The sequence below is a fragment of the Enterobacter hormaechei subsp. hoffmannii genome (genome assembly GCF_001729745.1).
Taxonomy (GTDB): domain Bacteria; phylum Pseudomonadota; class Gammaproteobacteria; order Enterobacterales; family Enterobacteriaceae; genus Enterobacter; species Enterobacter intestinihominis.
This window is the reverse complement of record NZ_CP017186.1, coordinates 4,418,951-4,438,154: the sequence shown is the minus strand read 5'-3', so window position 1 is coordinate 4,438,154 and position 19,204 is coordinate 4,418,951. Positions and strand designations below refer to the sequence as shown.

Genomic DNA, 19,204 nt, shown 5'->3' with positions numbered 1-19,204 from the left:
CTTGATGAGTGTAAAAATTAGGCGGTTTGGGAACCTTCAGAAGGTTGCCGCACTTTTGTTTTGAATGGCAATCAGCTCGTTAACCGCGTGAGCAGACTCACAATTCCTTCATTTCTCAAAAACCGAATAACCTTATAAAAACTACGGCATTGATAATCATTTTCAATATCATTTAATTAACTATAATGAACCAACTGCTTACGCGGCATTAACAGCTGTGCCGCCCGACAATAATGGAGAGGATTATGAGTTATACACTGCCATCCCTGCCGTATGCCTACGACGCACTGGAACCGCATTTCGACAAGCAGACGATGGAAATCCATCACACTAAACATCACCAGACCTACGTGAATAACGCGAATGCTGCGCTGGAAAGCCTGCCAGAGTTCGCTAATCTGCCTGTTGAAGAGCTGATCACCAAACTGGACCAGCTGCCAGCAGACAAGAAAACCGTGCTGCGCAACAACGCGGGCGGTCACGCTAACCACAGCCTGTTCTGGAAAGGCCTGAAAACCGGCACCACCCTTCAGGGCGACCTGAAAGCGGCTATCGAGCGTGACTTCGGTTCCGTTGACAACTTCAAAGCGGAATTCGAAAAAGCCGCTGCAACCCGTTTCGGCTCTGGCTGGGCGTGGCTGGTCCTGAAAGGTGACAAACTGGCGGTCGTTTCAACCGCAAACCAGGACTCCCCGCTGATGGGTGAAGCTATCTCTGGCGCATCCGGCTTCCCAATTCTGGGTCTGGACGTGTGGGAACACGCTTACTACCTGAAGTTCCAGAACCGTCGCCCTGACTACATCAAAGCCTTCTGGGATGTAGTGAACTGGGACGAAGCAGCAGCGCGTTTCGCCGCTAAAAAATAAGGTTGCATTGACGCCTGTGAGAAGCGAGTCTGATGACTCGCTTTTTTTGTATCTGAAGGAGTGGAGATGCATTACCCGGTGAATGTGTTTACAGGCAAGGTAAGGGAGTACGAAGGCAGTCGCCCGAGCGCTATCGCCAAAGTGCAGGTCGACGGTGAGCTGACGCTTACCGAGCTTGGTCTGGCGGGCGACCAGCAGGCCGAAAAGAAAATCCACGGCGGGCCCGATCGCGCGCTGTGCCACTATCCGCGCGAGCACTATCAGCACTGGAAAACCGAATTTCCTGAACAGGCGGACCTTTTCGTCGCCCCCGCGTTTGGCGAAAATCTCTCAACGGAAGGGCTGACGGAGAAGAACGTCTTTATTGGCGATATTTATCGCTGGGGCGATGCTCTGATTCAGGTCACCCAGCCGCGCTCGCCGTGCTTCAAACTTAACTACCATTTTGGCATTCAGGATATGTCGGCCCAGCTGCAAAACGCGGGTAAAACCGGCTGGCTGTATCGCGTTGTGCAGGCGGGACAGGTTTCGGCGGATGCGCCGATTGAGCTGGCTTCGCGCCTGAGTGAGGTGTCGGTATTCGAGGCCTGTGCCATTGCCTGGCATATGCCGTTCGACGATGAACAGTTTCACCGCCTGCTGTCAGCGGCAGGATTATCCACCAGCTGGACCAGAACGATGCAGAAGCGGCGGATAAGCGGCAAGATCGAGAGCAGTTCGCGGAGATTGTGGGGGAAATAATTGCCCCTCACCCCGGCCCTCTCCCTAAAGGGGCGAGGGTGAAAAGACCGCACCGAGCCGTCCCCTCTCCCCTATGGGGAGAGGGTTAGGGTGAGGGGATTATGAACGCTTATACAGCGGCAGCCACAGCGTTAACCGCAGACCGCCCAGCGGGCTGTCATCGGCTTTCACCCAGCCACGGTGCTGCTGCATGGCGGTTTCAACAATCGCCAGACCCAGCCCCGTACCGCCAGATTCACGGTCGCGCGCCTCGTCGGTACGGTAGAACGGACGGAAAATCTGCTCGCGATCTTCCGGGCTGACGCCTGGACCGTCGTCGTCCACGATGATAGTGATCCCGTCTTTATCCACCGAGAACGCCACTTCAATCTTCGTGTGCGAGTAGCGCAGGGCGTTACGCACGATATTCTCCAGCGCGCTTTCCAGCGTGTTGGGGTTACCGTACAGCGGCCACGGGCCCGGCGGGAAATTGACGGTGAAGGATTTGCCCATCTGTTCCGCTTCGAAGGCCGCGTTGTCCAGCACCTCATGCCAGAGGTGATTGGCTTTCACCGTTTCGCTCACCAGCGCGTTTTTCTGCTGATTACGCGACATCACCAGCAGATCGTTGATCATGCTGTCCAGGCGATGCGCTTCCGTCTCAATACGCTCCAGCTCTTTGCTCTCACCGCTGCGACGGCGCAGCAGGGCGGTACCCAGCTGTAAACGCGTGAGCGGCGTTCGCAGCTCGTGGGAGATATCCGACAGCAGACGTTGCTGGGCCGTCATCATTCGATCAAGCGCGCTCACCATCTGGTTAAAACTGGTTCCGGCGGCCAGGAACTCCTGCGGCCCGGATTCCAGCTCCGGATGCTGCCTCAGGTTGCCCTGCGCCACTTCGTCCGCCGCGTTTTTCAGCTTACGCGCCGGTTTCGCCAGGCTCCACGCCAGCCATAACAGCAGTGGGGAACTAACCAGCATGGTGACAATCAACAGCAACAGCGGACGGTCAAATAGCAGGTTGATGAAGTCGGACTGGGAACTGCTCGCGGGGCGAATCAGGTAGAGCTGGTAGTTATCTTCCCCATCCCGCACCGAGAAAGGGCCCACCATTTCTACCCGACCATATTTCTTTTTCTGCGGGTGATCGGCGTTATCCGCCTGGCCAATAAAGTTGCGGATAATCTGCATTTCATTGCGATCGGCCCCAATCACGCGGCCTTCACTAGTGACCAGTAAAAGACGTTGTCCGGGGGGCGCCCACTTGTCGATAGCGCGAAACAGCCTGCGCCACCACATTAAATCGTTCGGCGGATCGTTTGCCAGCTCCGCTTCCACGTGCTGCTCGATCATCACGCCCTGACGTTGCTCGCTGTCGAGCAGCTCCGTCATCTGGCGTGAGTCGAGTTTTGGCAACATCAAAACGAGCATTAAAACCAGTGCCAGCGTCAGCCAGAAGATGGCGAAGATGCGGGCGGTTAAGCTGCCTATCATGAAGCGGAAACCATCAGATAACCGCGACCACGCAGGGTTTTAAACCAGGGGTGACCGTCTTTACGCTCCGGCAGCTTACGGCGCAGGTTCGAGATATGCATATCGATGGCGCGGTCAAACGGGGTAAGGCGTTTGCCCAGCACTTCCTGGCTCAAGTGTTCACGCGACACCACCTGGCCGAGATGCTGCGCCAGCAGATACAGCAGGGTGAACTCGGTGCCGGTTAGCTCCAGCGTTTCACCGTCGAAGCTCGCTTCCTGGCGGCCCGGGTTCAGGCTCAGGGAGTCCACTTCCAGCGTAGGTGAGCTGTTGTCGGTATTCTGCTGCTGCTCGCTCCAGTGAGAGCGGCGCAGGATCGCGCGAATACGGGCCACCAGTTCACGGTCGTTGAACGGCTTAGGTAAATAGTCATCCGCACCCAGCTCAAGGCCGAGTACGCGGTCAAGCTCGCTGCCGCGCGCGGTCAGCATAATGACGGGGGTCTGGTGTGTCTGGCGAAGCTCTTTCAACGTATCAATACCGTTTTTCTTCGGCATCATGACGTCGAGCAAAAGTAAATCGATGCTGTCGTCAAGGAGACTCAGCGCCTGTTCCCCATCATGGGCAACCAGGACGTTGAAACCTTCCATGTCGAGCAACTCCTTTAAAAGAGATGTGAGCTCTCGGTCATCATCAACTAACAGGATTTTATTCATTGTTTAAATACCTCCGAGGCAGAAATTACGACATCAAGGCTATCTAATCCATGACTTTACGTTGTTTTACACCCCCTGACGCATGTTTGCAGCCTGAATCGTAGACTGTCTCTCGTTGAATCGCGACACGAAAGATTTTGGGAGCAAGTGATGCGCAAAGTTACCGCTGCCGTCATGGCCTCAACGCTGGCCTTCTGTGCGTTTAGCCAGGCTGCTGTAGCTATCAACAGCGATAACGGTTCCTCAGCAGAGGGCGCAACGCAGCACAGCAGCCAAAGCCATATGTTTGACGGCATAAGTTTAACCGAACATCAGCGTCAACAGATGCGAGATCTGATGCAGAGGGCACGACACGACCAGCCCCCTGTTAATGTTAGCGAAATGGAGACAATGCATCGCCTTGTCACCGCAGAAAATTTTGACGAAAGCGCTGTACGCGCTCAGGCAGAAAAAATGGCGCAGGAACAGGTTGCCCGCCAGGTAGAAATGGCGAAGGTTCGCAACCAGATGTTCCACCTGCTAACGCCCGAGCAGCAAGCGGTTTTGAATACCAAACATCAGCAACGTATGAACCAGTTGCGTGAGGTTGCACGGATGCAGCGAAGCTCAGATATGACGCTTTTCAGTAGCAATAGCAGTACCCGTAGTAACCAGTAAACCCTGTTTTCCTTGCCATAGACACCATCCCTGTCTTCCCCCACATGATGTGGGGGTTTTTTTTGCCCATCGTTCAGTGTTGTTAACGCTTTATTCATCCTTTCACTCCACCGCCATCCGTTATACTAGCGCCATGGCATGACAGGAGTGTTTATGAATCAATCCTATGGACGGCTGGTAAGCCGGGCCGCAATAGCCGCGACGGTGACGGCGTCGTGTTTGCTGATCATTAAAATTTTCGCGTGGTGGTACACCGGGTCGGTTAGTATTCTGGCGGCGCTGGTGGATTCACTTGTGGATATTGCCGCCTCGCTGACCAACCTGCTGGTGGTGCGCTATTCGCTGCAACCGGCAGATGAAGAGCATACGTTTGGCCACGGCAAAGCGGAATCGCTGGCCGCGCTGGCACAAAGTATGTTTATTTCTGGCTCCGCGCTTTTCCTGTTTTTGACCGGCATTCAGCATCTTATTTCGCCTTCTCCGATGAACGATCCGGGCGTTGGTGTGGTCGTAACCGTAGTTGCACTTATAAGCACACTTGTTCTTGTAACGTTCCAGCGCTGGGTTGTACGCAAAACACAAAGCCAGGCTGTACGGGCCGATATGCTTCATTATCAGTCTGATGTTATGATGAATGGGGCTATTCTTATTGCGCTCGGTCTGGCCTGGTATGGCTGGCATCGTGCCGATGCGTTGTTTGCGTTAGGGATAGGGATCTATATTTTATACAGCGCGTTGCGGATGGGGTATGACGCGGTACAGTCGCTTCTTGACCGTGCGCTTCCGGATGCAGAACGTGATGAAATTTATGCCATCGTGACCCACTGGCCTGGCGTCAGTGGTGCTCACGATCTTCGTACGCGGCAGTCAGGGCCGACCCGCTTTATTCAGATTCATTTGGAAATGGAAGACAACCTGCCACTGGTTCAGGCGCATATGGTCGCTGAACAGGTGGAGCAGGCGATTTTGCAGCGTTTCCCTGGGTCAGACGTCATTATTCACCAGGATCCGTGCTCTGTCGTCCCCAGGGCGTTTTGAGCTTTCGTAATTCGTTGTAAAAAAGTGAGCCAGACCAGCATTTTGTGGATAAATTACCACCATATGGCCTGACCTGAATCAATTCAGCTGGAAGGGATTGATATACTATTTGCAGTATTCGACGGTTGAACAGTTTCTTCCGGCAGCAGATTTCAATTTTGCATTCCTAAGTTCAGAGGTAGTCATGATTAAGAAAATCGGTGTGTTGACAAGCGGCGGTGATGCGCCGGGCATGAACGCGGCAATCCGTGGGGTTGTCCGTGCAGCGCTGACGGAAGGTCTGGAAGTTTTTGGTATCTATGACGGTTACCTGGGTCTGTATGAAGACCGCATGGTTCAGCTCGACCGCTACAGCGTGTCTGACATGATCAACCGTGGCGGTACTTTCCTCGGTTCCGCGCGCTTCCCGGAATTCCGTGACGAACACATCCGTGAAGTGGCTATCGAAAACATGAAAAAACGGGGTCTTGATGCTCTGGTGGTTATCGGCGGCGACGGCTCGTACATGGGTGCAAAACGTCTGACTGAAATGGGCTTCCCGTGCATCGGCCTGCCTGGCACTATCGACAACGACATCAAAGGCACTGATTACACCATCGGTTACTTCACCGCGCTGGGTACCGTTGTGGAAGCGATTGACCGCCTGCGTGACACCTCTTCCTCTCACCAGCGTATTTCCATTGTTGAAGTGATGGGCCGTTACTGCGGTGACCTGACCCTGGCGGCGGCCATTGCCGGTGGCTGTGAGTTCGTGGTAGTTCCGGAAGTAGAGTTCAGCCGTGAAGATCTGGTCGCAGAGATCAAAGCCGGCATCGCGAAAGGTAAGAAACACGCCATCGTTGCTATCACCGAGCACATCTGTGACGTTGACGAGCTGGCGAAGTACATCGAAACCGAAACCAAACGCGAAACCCGCGCGACCGTTCTGGGTCACATTCAGCGTGGCGGTTCCCCAGGCCCGTACGACCGTATCCTGGCGTCCCGCATGGGTGCGTACGCGATCGAGCTGCTGCTACAGGGCCACGGCGGCCGCTGCGTCGGTATTCAGAACGAGAAACTGGTTCACCATGACATCATCGACGCCATTGAAAACATGAAGCGTCCGTTCAAAGGTGACTGGCTGGACTGCGCGAAAAAACTGTACTGATCGGCTCTGTTGCCCGGTGGCGCTGCGCTTACCGGGCCTACAAAAGCACGGATCGTAGGCCGGGTAAGGCGTAGCCGCCACCCGGCTTTTTTGTGCCCATCCTTTTTTTATTCCTCCACGTTATAGCCAATCTTTTTTTATTCTTTAATCATCGGTTAGCTTTCTGGCACGCTGCATTCATCAAAACACTAAACAAGAGAGCCGGGCGATGAATAAATGGGGCGTGGGGTTAACATTATTGCTGGCATCGACCAGCGTTCTGGCAAAGGACATTCAGTTACTGAACGTGTCGTACGATCCGACGCGTGAACTGTACGACCAGTACAACAAAGCTTTTGCGGCGCACTGGAAACAGGAAACCGGCGATAACGTGGTGGTTCGCCAGTCTCACGGCGGTTCAGGTAAGCAGGCGACATCGGTGATCAACGGCATTGAAGCCGATGTGGTTACCCTGGCGCTGGCTTATGACGTAGACGCGATCGCGGAGCGTGGCCGTATCGACAAAAACTGGATCAAGCGCCTGCCGGACAACTCTGCGCCATACACCTCGACCATTGTCTTCCTGGTGCGCAAAGGCAACCCGAAACAGATTAAAGACTGGAACGACCTGATTAAGCCGGGCGTGTCTGTCATCACGCCGAACCCGAAAAGCTCCGGCGGCGCACGCTGGAACTACCTGGCGGCCTGGGGCTACGCCCTGCACCACAACAACGGTGACCAGGCTAAAGCGCAGGAATTCGTGAAAGCGCTGTTTAAAAATGTCGAAGTGCTGGACTCCGGCGCGCGCGGCGCAACTAACACCTTCGTCGAGCGCGGCATCGGCGACGTGCTGATTGCCTGGGAAAACGAAGCCCTGCTGGCGACCAACGAGCTGGGTAAAGACAAATTCGAGATCGTGACCCCGAGCGAATCCATCCTGGCTGAGCCGACCGTCTCCGTCGTCGATAAGGTTGTTGATAAGAAGGGCACCAAAGCGGTGGCGGAAGCCTACCTGAAGTACCTCTACTCACCGGAAGGGCAGGAAATTGCGGCGAAAAACTTCTACCGCCCGCGCGATGAGGCCGTCGCGAAGAAATACGAAAACGCCTTCCCGAAACTGAAGCTGTTCACTATCGATGATGTTTTTGGCGGCTGGACCAAAGCGCAAAAAGAGCACTTCTCTAACGGCGGCACCTTCGACCAGATCAGCAAGCGCTAAGCGTTTTACAAAGAACGACACGGTAACCCGGTGTGAGAAATCCACCGGGTTTTTTATTTGGTCATCATTTTGCGTTACTCTTTTGCCTCTATTGAAAACAGGGAACGCGTTGTGAAAAAAATTATCTTACTGATTCTGATCGTTATCGCCCTTGCCGCAGGCGGCGTGTACTGGATGAAAGCGGGTAATCCGAATGCGTTGCGTCATATCGTTCTCGACCAGTGTGTGCCCAACCAGCTGCATAACCGTAACCCGGCACCGTGTGCGCAGGTGAAGCCAGATGCGGGCTACGTGGTGTTCAAGGACCGCAACGGACCGCTGCAATACCTGCTGATGCCCACGTACCGTATTAACGGCACCGAAAGCCCGCTGCTGACTGAGCCTCAGACGCCGAATTTCTTCTGGCTGGCATGGCAGTCTCGTCATTTTATGAGCATGAAACGGGGAGCCGACGTGCCTGACAGCGCTGTTTCTCTGACCATCAACTCCCCGACCGGACGCACGCAGAACCATTTTCATATCCACATCTCCTGCCTGCGCCCGGACGTGCGCGAGAAGCTGAACGCGGCGCAGGGGCAAATCAGCACCCAGTGGCTACCGCTTCCGGGCGGGCTGGAAGGGCATGAGTACCTTGCCCGTCGGGTGACGGAGAACGAACTGGTGCAGCGCAGCCCGTTTATGATGCTGGCGGAAGAGCTGCCGGAAGCGCGCGACCATATGGGACGCTTCGCGCTGGCGATGGCGCAGCAGTCAGACGGCTCGTTTGTACTGCTGGCGACAGAGCGTAACCTGCTTATCTTTAACCGTGCGTCGGCTGAGGAATTGCAGGATCATCAATGCGATATCCTGAAGTGACCCCACCATAAATAGCATTTACTCGCCCTGCCTGTCGCCGTAGACTTGCTGAAAAATTCTACAGGAGACAGGTATGTCGCTCTGGTTAACGCATCCTCTGCTGCTTCCCTCGCTGATCGTCGGCGTCACCATCGTGCTGTGGGCGACGTCGCTGTTGCCGGAATTTATCACCGCGCTGCTGTTCTTTACGGCGGCGATGACCGCCAGAATCGCCCCGCCGGAAGTGATCTTTGGCGGCTTCGCCTCGTCTGCCTTCTGGCTGGTGTTCAGCGGCTTTGTGCTGGGCGTGGCGATTCGGAAAACCGGCCTGGCGGACAGGGCCGCCCGGGCGCTGTCGGCAAAGCTTACCGACTCCTGGGTGCTGATGGTGGCAAGCGTTGTGCTGCTGAGCTATGCCCTGGCATTCGTGATGCCGTCGAACATGGGACGTATTGCGCTGCTGATGCCGATTGTCGCCGCGATGGCGAAGCGGGCCGGCATTCCTGATGGCTCGCGGGCCTGGTTTGGCCTGGCGCTGGCGGTCGGGTTTGGCACCTTCCAGCTCTCGGCCACTATTTTGCCCGCTAACGTGCCAAACCTGGTGATGAGCGGCGCGGCGGAGGGCTCATACGGCATCCACCTCAACTATGTCCCGTATCTGCTGCTGCACACGCCGGTGCTGGGTATTCTCAAAGGCCTGATTCTGATTGGCCTGATCTGCTGGCTGTTTCCCGGCAACCCAAAACCGGCGAAGGATCTCGCGCCATCGGAACCGATGGGGCGTGACGAAAAACGACTCGCCTGGCTGCTGGCGGTGGTGTTGACGATGTGGGTAACGGAGAGCTGGCACGGCGTGGGCCCAGCGTGGACAGGGCTGGCGGCCTCGGTCATCGTTATGCTGCCGCGCATCGGATTTATCACCGGCGAGGAGTTCTCGGCGGGGGTGAATATGCGCACCTGTATTTACGTCGCGGGTATACTCGGGCTGGCCATTACGGTGACGCAGACCGGTATCGGTGCGGCCGTAGGCGAGGCGTTGCTCCATATCATGCCGCTGGATGCAGACCGCCCGTTTACCAGCTTCCTGGCGCTGACGGGGATCACCACGGCGCTCAACTTCATTATGACCGCCAACGGCGTTCCGGCGCTGTACACCACGCTGGCGCAGAGCTTCTCCGACGCGACCGGCTTCCCGCTGCTGTCGGTGATCATGATTCAGGTGCTGGGGTATTCCACGCCGCTGCTGCCGTATCAGGCGTCGCCGATTGTGGTGGCGATGGGCTTAGGGAAAGTGCCTGCGAAGGCGGGGATGCTGCTCTGCCTGGCGCTGGCGATTGCGACGTATCTGGTGCTGCTGCCGCTGGATTATTTGTGGTTTAGCGTATTAGGACGTTTGTAGTGGTTTTGTAGGGCGGGTTAGCGAAGCGCCACCCGCCCCAAAGGCAATTACGCCTGCTTAGCCGCTTCTGCCGCTTTAACGATCACCGCGAAAGCGTCTGCTTTCAGGGATGCGCCGCCAACCAGCGCGCCATCGATGTCTGGCTGGGTGAACAGCTCAGCTGCGTTTGATGCGTTAACGGAACCGCCGTACTGGATGATGACCTGCTCAGCCACTTTCGCGTCTGCTTTTGCAATGTGGTCACGGATGAACTTGTGCACCGCCTGTGCCTGCGCTGGAGTTGCAGATTTGCCGGTACCGATCGCCCAGACTGGCTCGTAAGCGATAACCGCGCCTTCGAACGCTGCCGCGCCCTGGGTTTTCAGCACAGCGTCGATCTGACGTGCGCACACTTCTTCGGTTTTACCCGCTTCGTTTTCTGCTTCGGTTTCACCGATGCACAGAACCGGGATCAGACCCTGCTCTTTCAGCACAGCGAATTTCTTCGCGATGAACTCGTCAGATTCTTTGTGGTAGGTGCGACGCTCAGAGTGGCCGATGATGATGTATTTCGCGCCGATGTCTTTCAGCATTTCAGCGGAGGTTTCACCGGTAAACGCGCCAGACAGGTTAACGTCAACGTTCTGCGCGCCCAGAATGATGTGGCTGCCGTCAGCGGCACGTTTAGCCAGATCCAGGTACATATCCGGCGGAGCGATGGCAACCGCGCAGCCGGTCACGCCAGCCAGCTCTTTACGCAGGTTAGCAACCAGTTCGTTTACCATGTGGCGGCTGCCGTTCAGTTTCCAGTTACCCATCACTAAAGGATGTCGCATTTCAATTCTCCACGCTCAATAAGCGAATTAAGGAATATGGCCACCCTTAAGGGCAGCATGGTCTGTGAATCAGTATAGAGATTTTCCCTCGAAAGGCTTTGCTTTTTGTCATTAATTCGCCCCCTCGAGTGCGTCTGATAGGGCCAGCTTAATCGGTTCAACCGCGAAGGTCAGCCCCTTTTCGCCGTTATCTGCGACAACATAGCGAACGGCACCTTCCGTATCGGCGTAATAGCGTTTGTTTTTCCCGGCGGTAAGCAGTTTTTGCAGCTTTTGCTGGCTTTGCGCTTTCGTGAAGGTGGGGGTAAAGGCGCGCAGAATAGCGCTCATATACTCCAGCGCTTTCGCTTTCGCTGCTTTCTGCTCTGGGCCCTGAATCGGCAGCCAGGTGATCTGCATGCTTTTGATTTTTAACGTTCCGCGCTCAAGGGCAGTGGAAGCATATAGATTCTCGTTAATTTTGCTGGCAGCGCGGGTCAGGGTTGGCGTATCGCGGGCACCGTCAATCGCACGGAACTCCCCCAGCGCAAGCGAGGGGTTTTCTTTATTGAAGGCTTCGCGGAACTGGCTGATAGATTGATCGAAAGAGGGGGCGCCCGCCAGAAGGTAGGGGGCGGTGACCGGGGAAGCCGGTTCCGCGGCGTGCAGAGAAAAACTGGCGCTCAGCATCGCTAAACACAAATAAAGAGAGTGTGCCGAACTTTTCATCAACTTTGCCCCTGGCCGTCATTGCCCATGATTAAAACGATATCTGGTCGGCTTGTCAAAAGGTCACAACTCCAGGGTAAAATGCGGGCTAAACAATAATAAGGAACCTTACATGACCATACAGCAGTGGTTGTTTTCATTCAAAGGGCGTATTGGACGCCGTGACTTCTGGATCTGGATGGCAGCGTGGGTTGTCGCCATGCTGCTTCTGTTTTTTGTTGCCTATAACGCCTGGCTGAGCACGCAAACTGCGGCTTTTGCGCTGGTCTGTTTACTGTGGCCAACCGCCGCCGTGGTGGTGAAACGTCTGCACGATCGCGGTCGCTCCGGCGCTTGGGCTTTTCTGATTATTCTGGCGTGGATGCTGGTGGCGGGAAACTGGTCAATGCTGCCCTCCATCCTCCCGTGGGTGGTGGGCAGACTGCTGCCGACGGTTATCTTTGTGATGATGGTTGTCGAACTGGGCGCGTTTATCGGCACCCAGAGCGAGAACAAATACGGAAAAGATACCCTTGAGGTGAAGTACCGCTGATCACCAGTAGTGTTCGGCGGTCATATGGCCCGGTCGGCGGCGAAGGTGTTTCGTCATCTGCCGGGTATCCTTCAGCAGTTGCTGCGTATCGCGCACCATCTGCGGATTACCGCACAGCATCACATGGCTGGTTTCGGTATTCATCGGTAAACCCACCGCCTCTTCCAGCGCGCCGCTTTCAATCAACGCCGGAACGCGGCCGGTTAACGAGCCAGCTGCGGTTTCGCGGCTGACCACCGTCTGAATTTTTAACTTCCCGCCATATCGCTGTTCCAGCGCCTGCATCTGCGGCAAATAGCTCAGGTCTGCGGCGTAGCGCGCGGCGTGGACCAGCACGATATTCTTAAAGCGCTCCAGATCTTTGCCGTACTCCAGGATAGAGAGATACGGGCCGATGGCCGTGCCGGTCGCCAGCATCCAGAGCGTGTCACAGTCGGGGATTTCATCCAGCACGAAGAACCCCGCCGCGTCGGAGACAATCTGCACCTCATCGCCCGGCTTCAGCGCGGCGAGGCGCGGGCTGAGCTTACCGTCCGGAACGGTGACCAGGTAGAACTCGAGATCCGGGTTATCAGGCGCGTTAACGTAAGAGTAGGCGCGCTGTACGCGTTCACCGTCGATATCCAGCCCGAGCTTGGCAAACTGCCCGGCGGTAAACGGATGAACGGGAGCGTGCAGCGTGAGGCTAAATAGCGCATCGGTCCAGAACTGTACCTTTGTGACTTTACCTGTTACCCAGTCCGCCATGATCTTCTCCTGTGCTGTTTCTCTCTTCTATCTTCCGTACTTGTGGGAAACATTTCCAGCCCATTCGGGCCGGAAAGCTCTATCGATCAAACGGTTTTACAGAATGTGCGTCTGTACGTCCGGGTCTTTGCGGTCGAGATAATGAATGGACTGAATGCGGCGAATGGTGCGGGATTTGCCGCGGATCAGCAGGGTTTCAGTGGTGGCCATGTTTCCCTTGCGGGTGATGCCATCCAGCAGATCGCCTTTGGTGATGCCGGTTGCGGAGAAGACCACGTTATCGCTGCGAGCCATCTCGTTCAGCGCGAGCACTTTATAGGCCTCGATGCCCATCGCCGCACAGCGCGCCAGTTCGTCTTCACCAATGCGAAGGTTCTCGTCGCTGTCGCCTTTGACCTCATGGCGTGGCAGCAGACGCGCCTGCATATCGCCGTCCAGCGCGCGGATCACTGCCGCAGAGACCACACCTTCCGGCGCGCCGCCGATGCCGTAAAGCACGTCGACCTCGCTGTCCGGCATGCAGGTCAGAATAGAGGCGGCAACGTCGCCATCAGGAATGGCAAATACGCGCACGCCGAGTGCTTGCAGATAAGCGATGGTGGTGTCGTGGCGCGGTTTCGCCAGGATGGTCACGGTGAGTTCGTTGAGCGGTTTACCCAGCGCCGCTGCGATATTGCGCAGGTTGGCATCCAGCGGCAGGCTAAGGTCGATAGCGCCTTTAGCACCAGGACCGACAATCAGCTTTTCCATGTACATATCTGGCGCGTTGAGGAAGCAGCCCTTATCGCCCACCGCCAGCACCGCCAGCGCGTTGGCCTGGCCCATCGCCGTCATGCGCGTGCCTTCGATCGGGTCGACCGCGATATCCACCGCATCGCCTTTGCCCGTCCCGACTTTTTCACCGATGTAGAGCATCGGGGCTTCGTCGATTTCGCCTTCGCCAATGACGATAGTGCCATCGATATTGACCTGATTAAGCACAATGCGCATGGCGTGGACGGCTGCGCCGTCTGCGGTATTTTTGTCGCCACGGCCCAGCCACTTGTAGCCTGCGAGGGCGGCAGCTTCGGTGACGCGGGAAAACTCGATAGCAAGTTCACGTTTCATGAGGTACTCGTACAATCAAAAGGAATTGCACGAAGTTTATCACAGAGTGGGGAGGGGGAGGGGTGGTGCGGTCTGAGCCCCTCACCCCGGCCCTCTCCCCAAAGGGGAGAGGGTTAGGGTGAGGGGTGAGTCTGTCTTACTCGTCGTGCTCTTCCCATGCCAGGGCACGTTTCACCGCTTTCTTCCAGCCGCTGTAGCGGTAGTTGCGCTCGGTGGTTTCGATGCCTGGACGGAATTCGCGTTCGATCACCGCTTTTTCCTGAAGCTCGTCAAGGTTTTGCCAGAAGCCAACCGCCAGACCTGCCAGATACGCCGCGCCCAGCGCCGTTACTTCTCGCACCTCAGGACGTTCAACGCGGGTACCCAGAATGTCGGACTGGAACTGCATCAGGAAGTTGTTGGCTACCGCACCGCCGTCCACGCGCAGGGCGTGCAGACGAATGCCGGAGTCCGCCTGCATCGCTTCCAGCACGTCGCGCGTCTGGTAGGCGATGGATTCCAGGGTCGCACGAATAATGTGGTTTGAGTTCACACCGCGCGTCAGGCCGAAAATCGCGCCGCGGGCGTACGGATCCCAGTACGGTGCGCCCAGACCGGTAAACGCTGGCACCACGTATACGCCGTTGGTGTCTTTCACTTTGGTCGCGAAGTATTCGGAGTCAAACGCATCGCTGATCAGCTTCATCTCGTCGCGCAGCCACTGAATGGAGGCGCCCGCCATGAATACCGCCCCTTCCAGGGCATAGTTCACTTCACCGCGTGGGCCGCAGGCGATGGTGGTCAGCAGACCGTTTTCTGATTTCACCGCTTTCTCGCCGGTGTTCATGAGCATAAAGCAGCCGGTGCCGTAAGTGTTCTTCGCCATCCCTTCCTTGACGCACAGCTGGCCGAACAGCGCCGCCTGCTGGTCACCGGCAATACCGGCGATAGGAATACGGGTGCCGCCTTTACCGCCGATGTTGGTCTGGCCGTATACTTCTGAAGATTTGCGCACGTCTGGCAGCATCGCACGCGGAATGTCCAGCGCGTCCAGCATCTTGTCATCCCACTCCAGAGTGTTGATGTTGAACAGCATGGTGCGCGAGGCGTTGGTGTAGTCGGTGACGTGAACGCGTCCCTGAGTCATCTTCCAGATAAGCCAGGTATCGACGGTGCCAAACAGCAGCTCGCCGCGTCGTGCACGTTCGCGTGAACCTTCCACGTGATCGAGGATCCACTTCACTTTGGTGCCGGAGAAATACGGGTCAATGACCAGACCGGTTGTACTGCGCACGTACTCTTCCATTCCGTCGCGCTTCAGTTTTTCGCAGATCTCTGAGGTGCGGCGGCACTGCCAGACAATGGCGTTGTAGATGGGCTTACCGGTTTCGCGCTCCCAGACAACGGTGGTTTCACGCTGGTTGGTGATACCGATAGCGGCAATCTCGTCAGAACTGATGTCGGCTTTCGCCAGCACTTCCACCAGCGTGGAGCTTTGTGACGCCCAGATCTCCATCGGGTCGTGTTCAACCCAGCCTGGACGCGGATAGATTTGCTCAAATTCGCGTTGAGACACGCTGACAATGTTCGCGTCATGATCCATTACGACAGCGCGGGAGCTGGTAGTGCCCTGGTCGAGCGCAACGATATATTTTTTTTCGGTCATGGTATGTGTCCCGTAGTCAGATTACAGCGAAGCTTTTTGTTGTGTGGTGGAAGTCGACTCTTTTTCCTCTTCCACACAGGTGTCGCACGGTAAGTGGCGACCAATTAATTTGCGATAGCCGAATGCGCCCAGCGCCGCCCCTACGATTGGCCCGAACAGCGGAACCAGGAAGTAAGGAATGTCTTTGCCGCCGGTAAAGGCGACATCGCCCCATCCTGCAAAGAAGGCGAAGGTTTTTGGACCCAGGTCACGCGCCGGATTCATCGCAAAGCCGGTCAGCGGACCCATTGATGCGCCAATTACCGCAATCAGAAGGCCAATCAAAAGTGGTGCCAGCGGGCCGCGCGGAATGCCGTTTCCGTCGTCGCCCAGCGCCATTATGACGCCCATCAGAATAGCGGTAATCACCATTTCAACTGCGAACGCCTGCACAAAATTAATATGCGGATTCGGATACGTTGAGAAAATGCCTGCCAGATCCAGACTTTCGACACTGCCACGCACCATATGATGCGTCTGTTCGAAGTCGGTGAAAAGATTGTAATAAAGCCCGTAAACTAACGCCGCTGCGCAAAAGGCGCCGGCAAATTGTGAAATGATGAAAGGGACAACTTTGCGTCCGTCAAAGCACGCGAATAGCCACAACGCGATGGTCACCGCCGGGTTAAGATGTGCGCCGGAAACCCCTGCGGTCAGGTAGATGGCCATCGCCACGCCCAGACCCCAGATAATACTGATTTCCCACTGACCAAAACTGGCACCCGCCACTTTCAGTGCAGCGACACAGCCTACTCCGAAGAATATCAACAACCCGGTACCCAGGAACTCGGCAATGCACTGGCCTTTTAAGGTTGATGTCTGACTCATAATCGGAATCCTGCAAAAGAGTAATGTTTATTGTTTGCGTGACCGCCCGTGACAGCCACGATGCCCTGTAGACATAGTGTTAATTTATCGTTAACGAGCACAAACGAGAAATATCGAAATCAAAATGTGTGGTCTGTGTCAATAAAATGAGCGTTTTCGCGCCATAAAGCGCGTTTTTGCATCAAAGGTATAATGTGAGCTGAATCATTTCATTAACTAAAGAGTTAACAATTTAGGGGTATATGCCGCGAACGCACCAGGACCAGACCTAAAAGTGTTGCAAACCGCGATCTGCGCGGTGTGTCGCTGGACACAGAGCGCCGCGCTCCATACAATCGACGGTATATGTCGTGCGCGTTTACGTTAAAGCGTCGCCTTGCAATTCAGGAGAGGTAGCATCATGTCTTTAGAAGTGTTTGAGAAACTGGAATCGAAAGTACAGCAGGCGATCGACACCATCACCCTGCTGCAGATGGAAATTGAAGAGCTGAAAGAGAAAAACAACTCCCTGTCCCAGGAAGTTCAGAATGCTCAGCACAGCCGTGAAGAACTGGAGCGCGAAAACAACCAGCTGCGCGAACAGCAGAACGGCTGGCAGGATCGCCTGCAGGCACTGCTGGGACGTATGGAAGAAGTTTAATTCCGGTGGGGTTAACTGATTAGGCCGGGTAAGGCGAAGCCGCCACCCGGCTTTTTTATGGTTTTCGCTAACCGATATCAAACCATAAAAAAGGCCGCCTGAGGCGGCCTTAACGCTACTTGTCCTGCGCTGTCGTAGCAAAAGCAACAAACCCAACAGGTTCATCGCTCTTTACAACGAGTACGCTGGCGACAATGAACGCGATACATAAATAGCGTTTCATTATGCGGTCCCTGCAGCTAACCGCTCCACCGTTCACCACCGGTGATAAGTCGGTGGACACAAGCCCGGTTAAAGGTTGCTTTACGGTGGTGAATACACCTTTCCCTGGACCGATGCCCATTTGCGAGATGGCGGAAAGGGACGCAGCATGATAGTTAGCAACAGCAGCGGAGTTAAGGTTTTTATAAATAATTAGGAATTTATAAAGGGTCGATGGGGTTACCTGAGGTTTGAACCAGGGTAAGATAAAAATCCTGGTTAAAGGTTGCTAGACTTCCCAACGGACCGCGAATCCCGAGGGACAAAAAAACCGCCACATTGCTGTTGGCGGTTTTTTTATGCATCTCGCTTACCGATTAACTACTCAATATCCAGCGCATCCTCAGAAAGGATAATGCCGGTATTGTCAGCATAAAGGTGGTCGCCCGAGAAGAAGGTCACGCCGCCGAAATTGACGCGCACGTCGCTTTCGCCGATGCCGTCGCCCGCTGCGCCTACCGGTATGGCCGCGATGGCCTGAATCCCGATATCCATGTCTTCGAGATCGTCCACCTGACGCACGGAACCGTACACCACAATGCCTTCCCACTCGTTCTGGACGGCAATTCCCGCCAGTTCAGCATCAATCAATGCACGGCGCACGGAACCGCCGCCGTCGACCACCAGAACGCGGCCACGGCCGTTCTCTTCGAGCAGATCGTACAGCAACCCGTTGTCCTCGAAACATTTCACCGTGATGATTTGTCCGCCAAACGACGACCGTCCACCAAAGTTGGAGAACAGGGGTTCAACGACGTTGACATCTTCCTGGTAGATGTCACAAAGCTCGGAGGTATCGTATTTCATAGGTTTAACGCTCTGTTGCTGCGAATGTGTTCAGTATATCGTGCGAAATGCCTTGTTGGCAAAATCATCAATTGTTAATTGATATTTGTCAGCTAACTCAGCGTCTGGCTTAAAACAATCCCGATGACGAACAGCAGGTTAGTCAGCAATGCGCCTTTTACCGTGCGCTCCAGCATCGGCGGCATGGCAGCCGGGCTCAGTTCACGCATGACATAGCGGGCCTGCTTAAACAGCAGCGGTGCGGCGAGCACAAACAGCCAGCCCCACAGGCTGTGCAGAGAGATCAGATTGAACAGCGCCAGGCAGACCAGCGCGCCGATGAGCAGGCAGGCGTGATAGCGGCGGGCATTCACCGGGCCCAGACGCACGGCCAGCGTGTTCTTACCGTTCTCACGGTCGCTGTCGATGTCGCGCAGGTTATTGATATTCAGCACCGCCGTCGCCAGCAGACCGCAGGCGGTCGCGGGCAGGAACAGGGCGGGGATCACCGTATGCGCCTGCAAGTACCAGCTTCCCATGACGCTCAGCCAGCCGAAGAACACCAGTACGGAGATGTCGCCCAGACCAATATACCCGTAAGGACGCGTCCCGACGGTATAGGTAATTGCTGCAATAATGGCGAGCAAGCCCAGCACCAGGAAGCCAATGAAATCGCTGGTGGTTTTCGAGGCGACCGTCACCAGCGCCAGGCCGGACAGGCAAATCAACACCACGGTGATAATCAGCGCCCGCTTCATCTGTGCCTGGGTAATCACTCCTTTTTGCATCCCGCGCAGCGGCCCGATACGATCAGGTTTATCGCTGCCTTTTACCGCATCGCCGTAATCATTGGCGAGATTAGAGAGGATTTGCAGTAGCCCGGCGGTGACAAGCGCCAGACCAGCCACCAGGGGATCGAAATGCCCCTGCCACCAGGCAAGTGCGGTACCGACGATAATGGCGGCAAAAGCCAGAGGAAGCGTTTTTGGACGCAGACTTTCGAGCCACGCCTGCGTACGGCTGATATCAGTCATAGTTATTTAGCCAA

At 55.7% G+C, this 19,204-nt stretch carries 20 protein-coding genes; 10 read left to right on the top strand and 10 right to left on the bottom strand.

The genetic code is table 11. The annotated features are described in order from the left end of the window. The first annotated feature begins 245 nt into the window (after positions 1-245). A complete protein-coding gene (gene sodA, locus BFV65_RS20950) occupies positions 246-866 on the top strand; it encodes a superoxide dismutase [Mn] (RefSeq protein ID WP_003861999.1) in 621 nt (206 codons plus the stop codon). 66 nt (positions 867-932) lie between these two features. Next, on the top strand, positions 933-1,607 hold the full coding sequence (gene yiiM / locus BFV65_RS20945; RefSeq protein WP_038416933.1) for a 6-hydroxyaminopurine reductase: 675 nt from the start codon (positions 933-935) through the stop codon (positions 1,605-1,607). Between the two features lie 99 nt (positions 1,608-1,706). On the opposite strand, the gene cpxA is transcribed toward yiiM, so the two are convergent. Both cpxA and cpxR read right to left on the bottom strand, forming a co-directional pair. After that, a complete protein-coding gene (cpxA, locus tag BFV65_RS20940; protein ID WP_022649811.1) occupies positions 1,707-3,080 on the bottom strand; it encodes an envelope stress sensor histidine kinase CpxA in 1,374 nt (457 codons plus the stop codon). Continuing rightward, positions 3,077-3,775: an envelope stress response regulator transcription factor CpxR gene (cpxR, locus tag BFV65_RS20935; RefSeq protein ID WP_003862004.1), complete on the bottom strand. Its 699-nt coding sequence runs from the start codon at positions 3,773-3,775 to the stop codon at positions 3,077-3,079. Before cpxR ends, cpxA begins: the two co-directional genes overlap by 4 nt. A gap of 150 nt (positions 3,776-3,925) precedes the next feature. Between cpxR and cpxP the strand changes: the two genes are divergently transcribed. The 6 genes from cpxP (at position 3,926) to BFV65_RS20905 (ending at position 10,048) form a co-directional block, all read left to right on the top strand. Continuing rightward, entirely contained in the window at positions 3,926-4,432 is a 507-nt protein-coding gene (cpxP, locus tag BFV65_RS20930) for a cell-envelope stress modulator CpxP (protein ID WP_023305089.1), read from the top strand. 153 nt (positions 4,433-4,585) lie between these two features. Beyond that, positions 4,586-5,470: a CDF family cation-efflux transporter FieF gene (gene fieF / locus BFV65_RS20925; RefSeq protein WP_023298903.1), complete on the top strand. Its 885-nt coding sequence runs from the start codon at positions 4,586-4,588 to the stop codon at positions 5,468-5,470. A 184-nt stretch (positions 5,471-5,654) separates the two neighbouring features. Further along, on the top strand, positions 5,655-6,617 hold the full coding sequence (pfkA, locus tag BFV65_RS20920) for a 6-phosphofructokinase (RefSeq protein ID WP_003862009.1): 963 nt from the start codon (positions 5,655-5,657) through the stop codon (positions 6,615-6,617). 208 nt (positions 6,618-6,825) lie between these two features. After that, positions 6,826-7,815 (top strand): sulfate ABC transporter substrate-binding protein, encoded by a 990-nt coding sequence (locus BFV65_RS20915; RefSeq protein ID WP_023298902.1) that lies wholly within the window; start codon positions 6,826-6,828, stop codon positions 7,813-7,815. A 111-nt stretch (positions 7,816-7,926) separates the two neighbouring features. Next, complete coding sequence (locus BFV65_RS20910) at positions 7,927-8,670, top strand: CDP-diacylglycerol diphosphatase (protein WP_069597057.1); 744 nt, start codon at positions 7,927-7,929, stop codon at positions 8,668-8,670. A gap of 73 nt (positions 8,671-8,743) precedes the next feature. Next, positions 8,744-10,048, top strand: a complete 1,305-nt coding sequence (locus BFV65_RS20905) for an SLC13 family permease (RefSeq protein ID WP_032103451.1) — start codon at positions 8,744-8,746, stop codon at positions 10,046-10,048. A 47-nt stretch (positions 10,049-10,095) separates the two neighbouring features. On the opposite strand, the gene tpiA is transcribed toward BFV65_RS20905, so the two are convergent. Then, the gene (gene tpiA / locus BFV65_RS20900; RefSeq protein WP_003862019.1) at positions 10,096-10,863 is read right to left on the bottom strand and encodes a triose-phosphate isomerase; all 768 of its coding nucleotides are present in this window, start codon (positions 10,861-10,863) and stop codon (positions 10,096-10,098) included. A 111-nt stretch (positions 10,864-10,974) separates the two neighbouring features. Continuing rightward, on the bottom strand, positions 10,975-11,571 hold the full coding sequence (locus BFV65_RS20895; RefSeq protein WP_022649805.1) for a DUF1454 family protein: 597 nt from the start codon (positions 11,569-11,571) through the stop codon (positions 10,975-10,977). A gap of 112 nt (positions 11,572-11,683) precedes the next feature. Here BFV65_RS20895 and BFV65_RS20890 point away from each other — a divergent pair, with 112 nt between their 5' ends. Beyond that, complete coding sequence (locus BFV65_RS20890) at positions 11,684-12,103, top strand: DUF805 domain-containing protein (RefSeq protein ID WP_022649804.1); 420 nt, start codon at positions 11,684-11,686, stop codon at positions 12,101-12,103. On the opposite strand, the gene fpr is transcribed toward BFV65_RS20890, so the two are convergent. The 4 genes from fpr to BFV65_RS20870 all read right to left on the bottom strand — a co-directional run bounded on the left by fpr (position 12,104) and on the right by BFV65_RS20870 (position 16,469). Then, positions 12,104-12,850, bottom strand: a complete 747-nt coding sequence (gene fpr, locus BFV65_RS20885) for a ferredoxin--NADP(+) reductase (RefSeq protein WP_022649803.1) — start codon at positions 12,848-12,850, stop codon at positions 12,104-12,106. It lies immediately after the preceding gene. Between the two features lie 96 nt (positions 12,851-12,946). Then, positions 12,947-13,957, bottom strand: a complete 1,011-nt coding sequence (glpX, locus tag BFV65_RS20880; RefSeq protein ID WP_069597056.1) for a class II fructose-bisphosphatase — start codon at positions 13,955-13,957, stop codon at positions 12,947-12,949. Positions 13,958-14,093: 136 nt separating this feature from the next. Continuing rightward, positions 14,094-15,602: a glycerol kinase GlpK gene (glpK, locus tag BFV65_RS20875; RefSeq protein WP_022649801.1), complete on the bottom strand. Its 1,509-nt coding sequence runs from the start codon at positions 15,600-15,602 to the stop codon at positions 14,094-14,096. 21 nt (positions 15,603-15,623) lie between these two features. Then, positions 15,624-16,469, bottom strand: a complete 846-nt coding sequence (locus BFV65_RS20870; RefSeq protein ID WP_022649800.1) for an MIP/aquaporin family protein — start codon at positions 16,467-16,469, stop codon at positions 15,624-15,626. Between the two features lie 400 nt (positions 16,470-16,869). Between BFV65_RS20870 and zapB the strand changes: the two genes are divergently transcribed. Next, positions 16,870-17,109, top strand: coding sequence for a septal ring assembly protein ZapB (zapB, locus tag BFV65_RS20865; RefSeq protein ID WP_022649799.1), 240 nt, complete (start codon positions 16,870-16,872; stop codon positions 17,107-17,109). 582 nt (positions 17,110-17,691) lie between these two features. On the opposite strand, the gene rraA is transcribed toward zapB, so the two are convergent. Both rraA and menA read right to left on the bottom strand, forming a co-directional pair. Beyond that, complete coding sequence (gene rraA, locus BFV65_RS20860; protein WP_022649798.1) at positions 17,692-18,177, bottom strand: ribonuclease E activity regulator RraA; 486 nt, start codon at positions 18,175-18,177, stop codon at positions 17,692-17,694. Between the two features lie 92 nt (positions 18,178-18,269). Further along, positions 18,270-19,196, bottom strand: coding sequence for a 1,4-dihydroxy-2-naphthoate polyprenyltransferase (menA, locus tag BFV65_RS20855; RefSeq protein WP_114138782.1), 927 nt, complete (start codon positions 19,194-19,196; stop codon positions 18,270-18,272). Between the last annotated feature and the right edge of the window lie 8 nt (positions 19,197-19,204).

Bases quoted from the DNA above. Each gene is read 5' to 3' on its own strand.
- sodA (WP_003861999.1), top strand. From the start codon at position 246: ATGAGTTATACACTGCCATCCCTGCCGTATGCCTACGACGCACTGGAA.
- yiiM (WP_038416933.1), top strand. From the start codon at position 933: ATGCATTACCCGGTGAATGTGTTTACAGGCAAGGTAAGGGAGTACGAA.
- cpxA (WP_022649811.1), bottom strand. From the start codon at position 3,080: ATGATAGGCAGCTTAACCGCCCGCATCTTCGCCATCTTCTGGCTGACG.
- cpxR (WP_003862004.1), bottom strand. From the start codon at position 3,775: ATGAATAAAATCCTGTTAGTTGATGATGACCGAGAGCTCACATCTCTT.
- cpxP (WP_023305089.1), top strand. From the start codon at position 3,926: ATGCGCAAAGTTACCGCTGCCGTCATGGCCTCAACGCTGGCCTTCTGT.
- fieF (WP_023298903.1), top strand. From the start codon at position 4,586: ATGAATCAATCCTATGGACGGCTGGTAAGCCGGGCCGCAATAGCCGCG.
- pfkA (WP_003862009.1), top strand. From the start codon at position 5,655: ATGATTAAGAAAATCGGTGTGTTGACAAGCGGCGGTGATGCGCCGGGC.
- BFV65_RS20915 (WP_023298902.1), top strand. From the start codon at position 6,826: ATGAATAAATGGGGCGTGGGGTTAACATTATTGCTGGCATCGACCAGC.
- BFV65_RS20905 (WP_032103451.1), top strand. From the start codon at position 8,744: ATGTCGCTCTGGTTAACGCATCCTCTGCTGCTTCCCTCGCTGATCGTC.
- tpiA (WP_003862019.1), bottom strand. From the start codon at position 10,863: ATGCGACATCCTTTAGTGATGGGTAACTGGAAACTGAACGGCAGCCGC.
- BFV65_RS20895 (WP_022649805.1), bottom strand. From the start codon at position 11,571: ATGAAAAGTTCGGCACACTCTCTTTATTTGTGTTTAGCGATGCTGAGC.
- BFV65_RS20890 (WP_022649804.1), top strand. From the start codon at position 11,684: ATGACCATACAGCAGTGGTTGTTTTCATTCAAAGGGCGTATTGGACGC.
- fpr (WP_022649803.1), bottom strand. From the start codon at position 12,850: ATGGCGGACTGGGTAACAGGTAAAGTCACAAAGGTACAGTTCTGGACC.
- glpX (WP_069597056.1), bottom strand. From the start codon at position 13,957: ATGAAACGTGAACTTGCTATCGAGTTTTCCCGCGTCACCGAAGCTGCC.
- glpK (WP_022649801.1), bottom strand. From the start codon at position 15,602: ATGACCGAAAAAAAATATATCGTTGCGCTCGACCAGGGCACTACCAGC.
- BFV65_RS20870 (WP_022649800.1), bottom strand. From the start codon at position 16,469: ATGAGTCAGACATCAACCTTAAAAGGCCAGTGCATTGCCGAGTTCCTG.
- zapB (WP_022649799.1), top strand. From the start codon at position 16,870: ATGTCTTTAGAAGTGTTTGAGAAACTGGAATCGAAAGTACAGCAGGCG.
- rraA (WP_022649798.1), bottom strand. From the start codon at position 18,177: ATGAAATACGATACCTCCGAGCTTTGTGACATCTACCAGGAAGATGTC.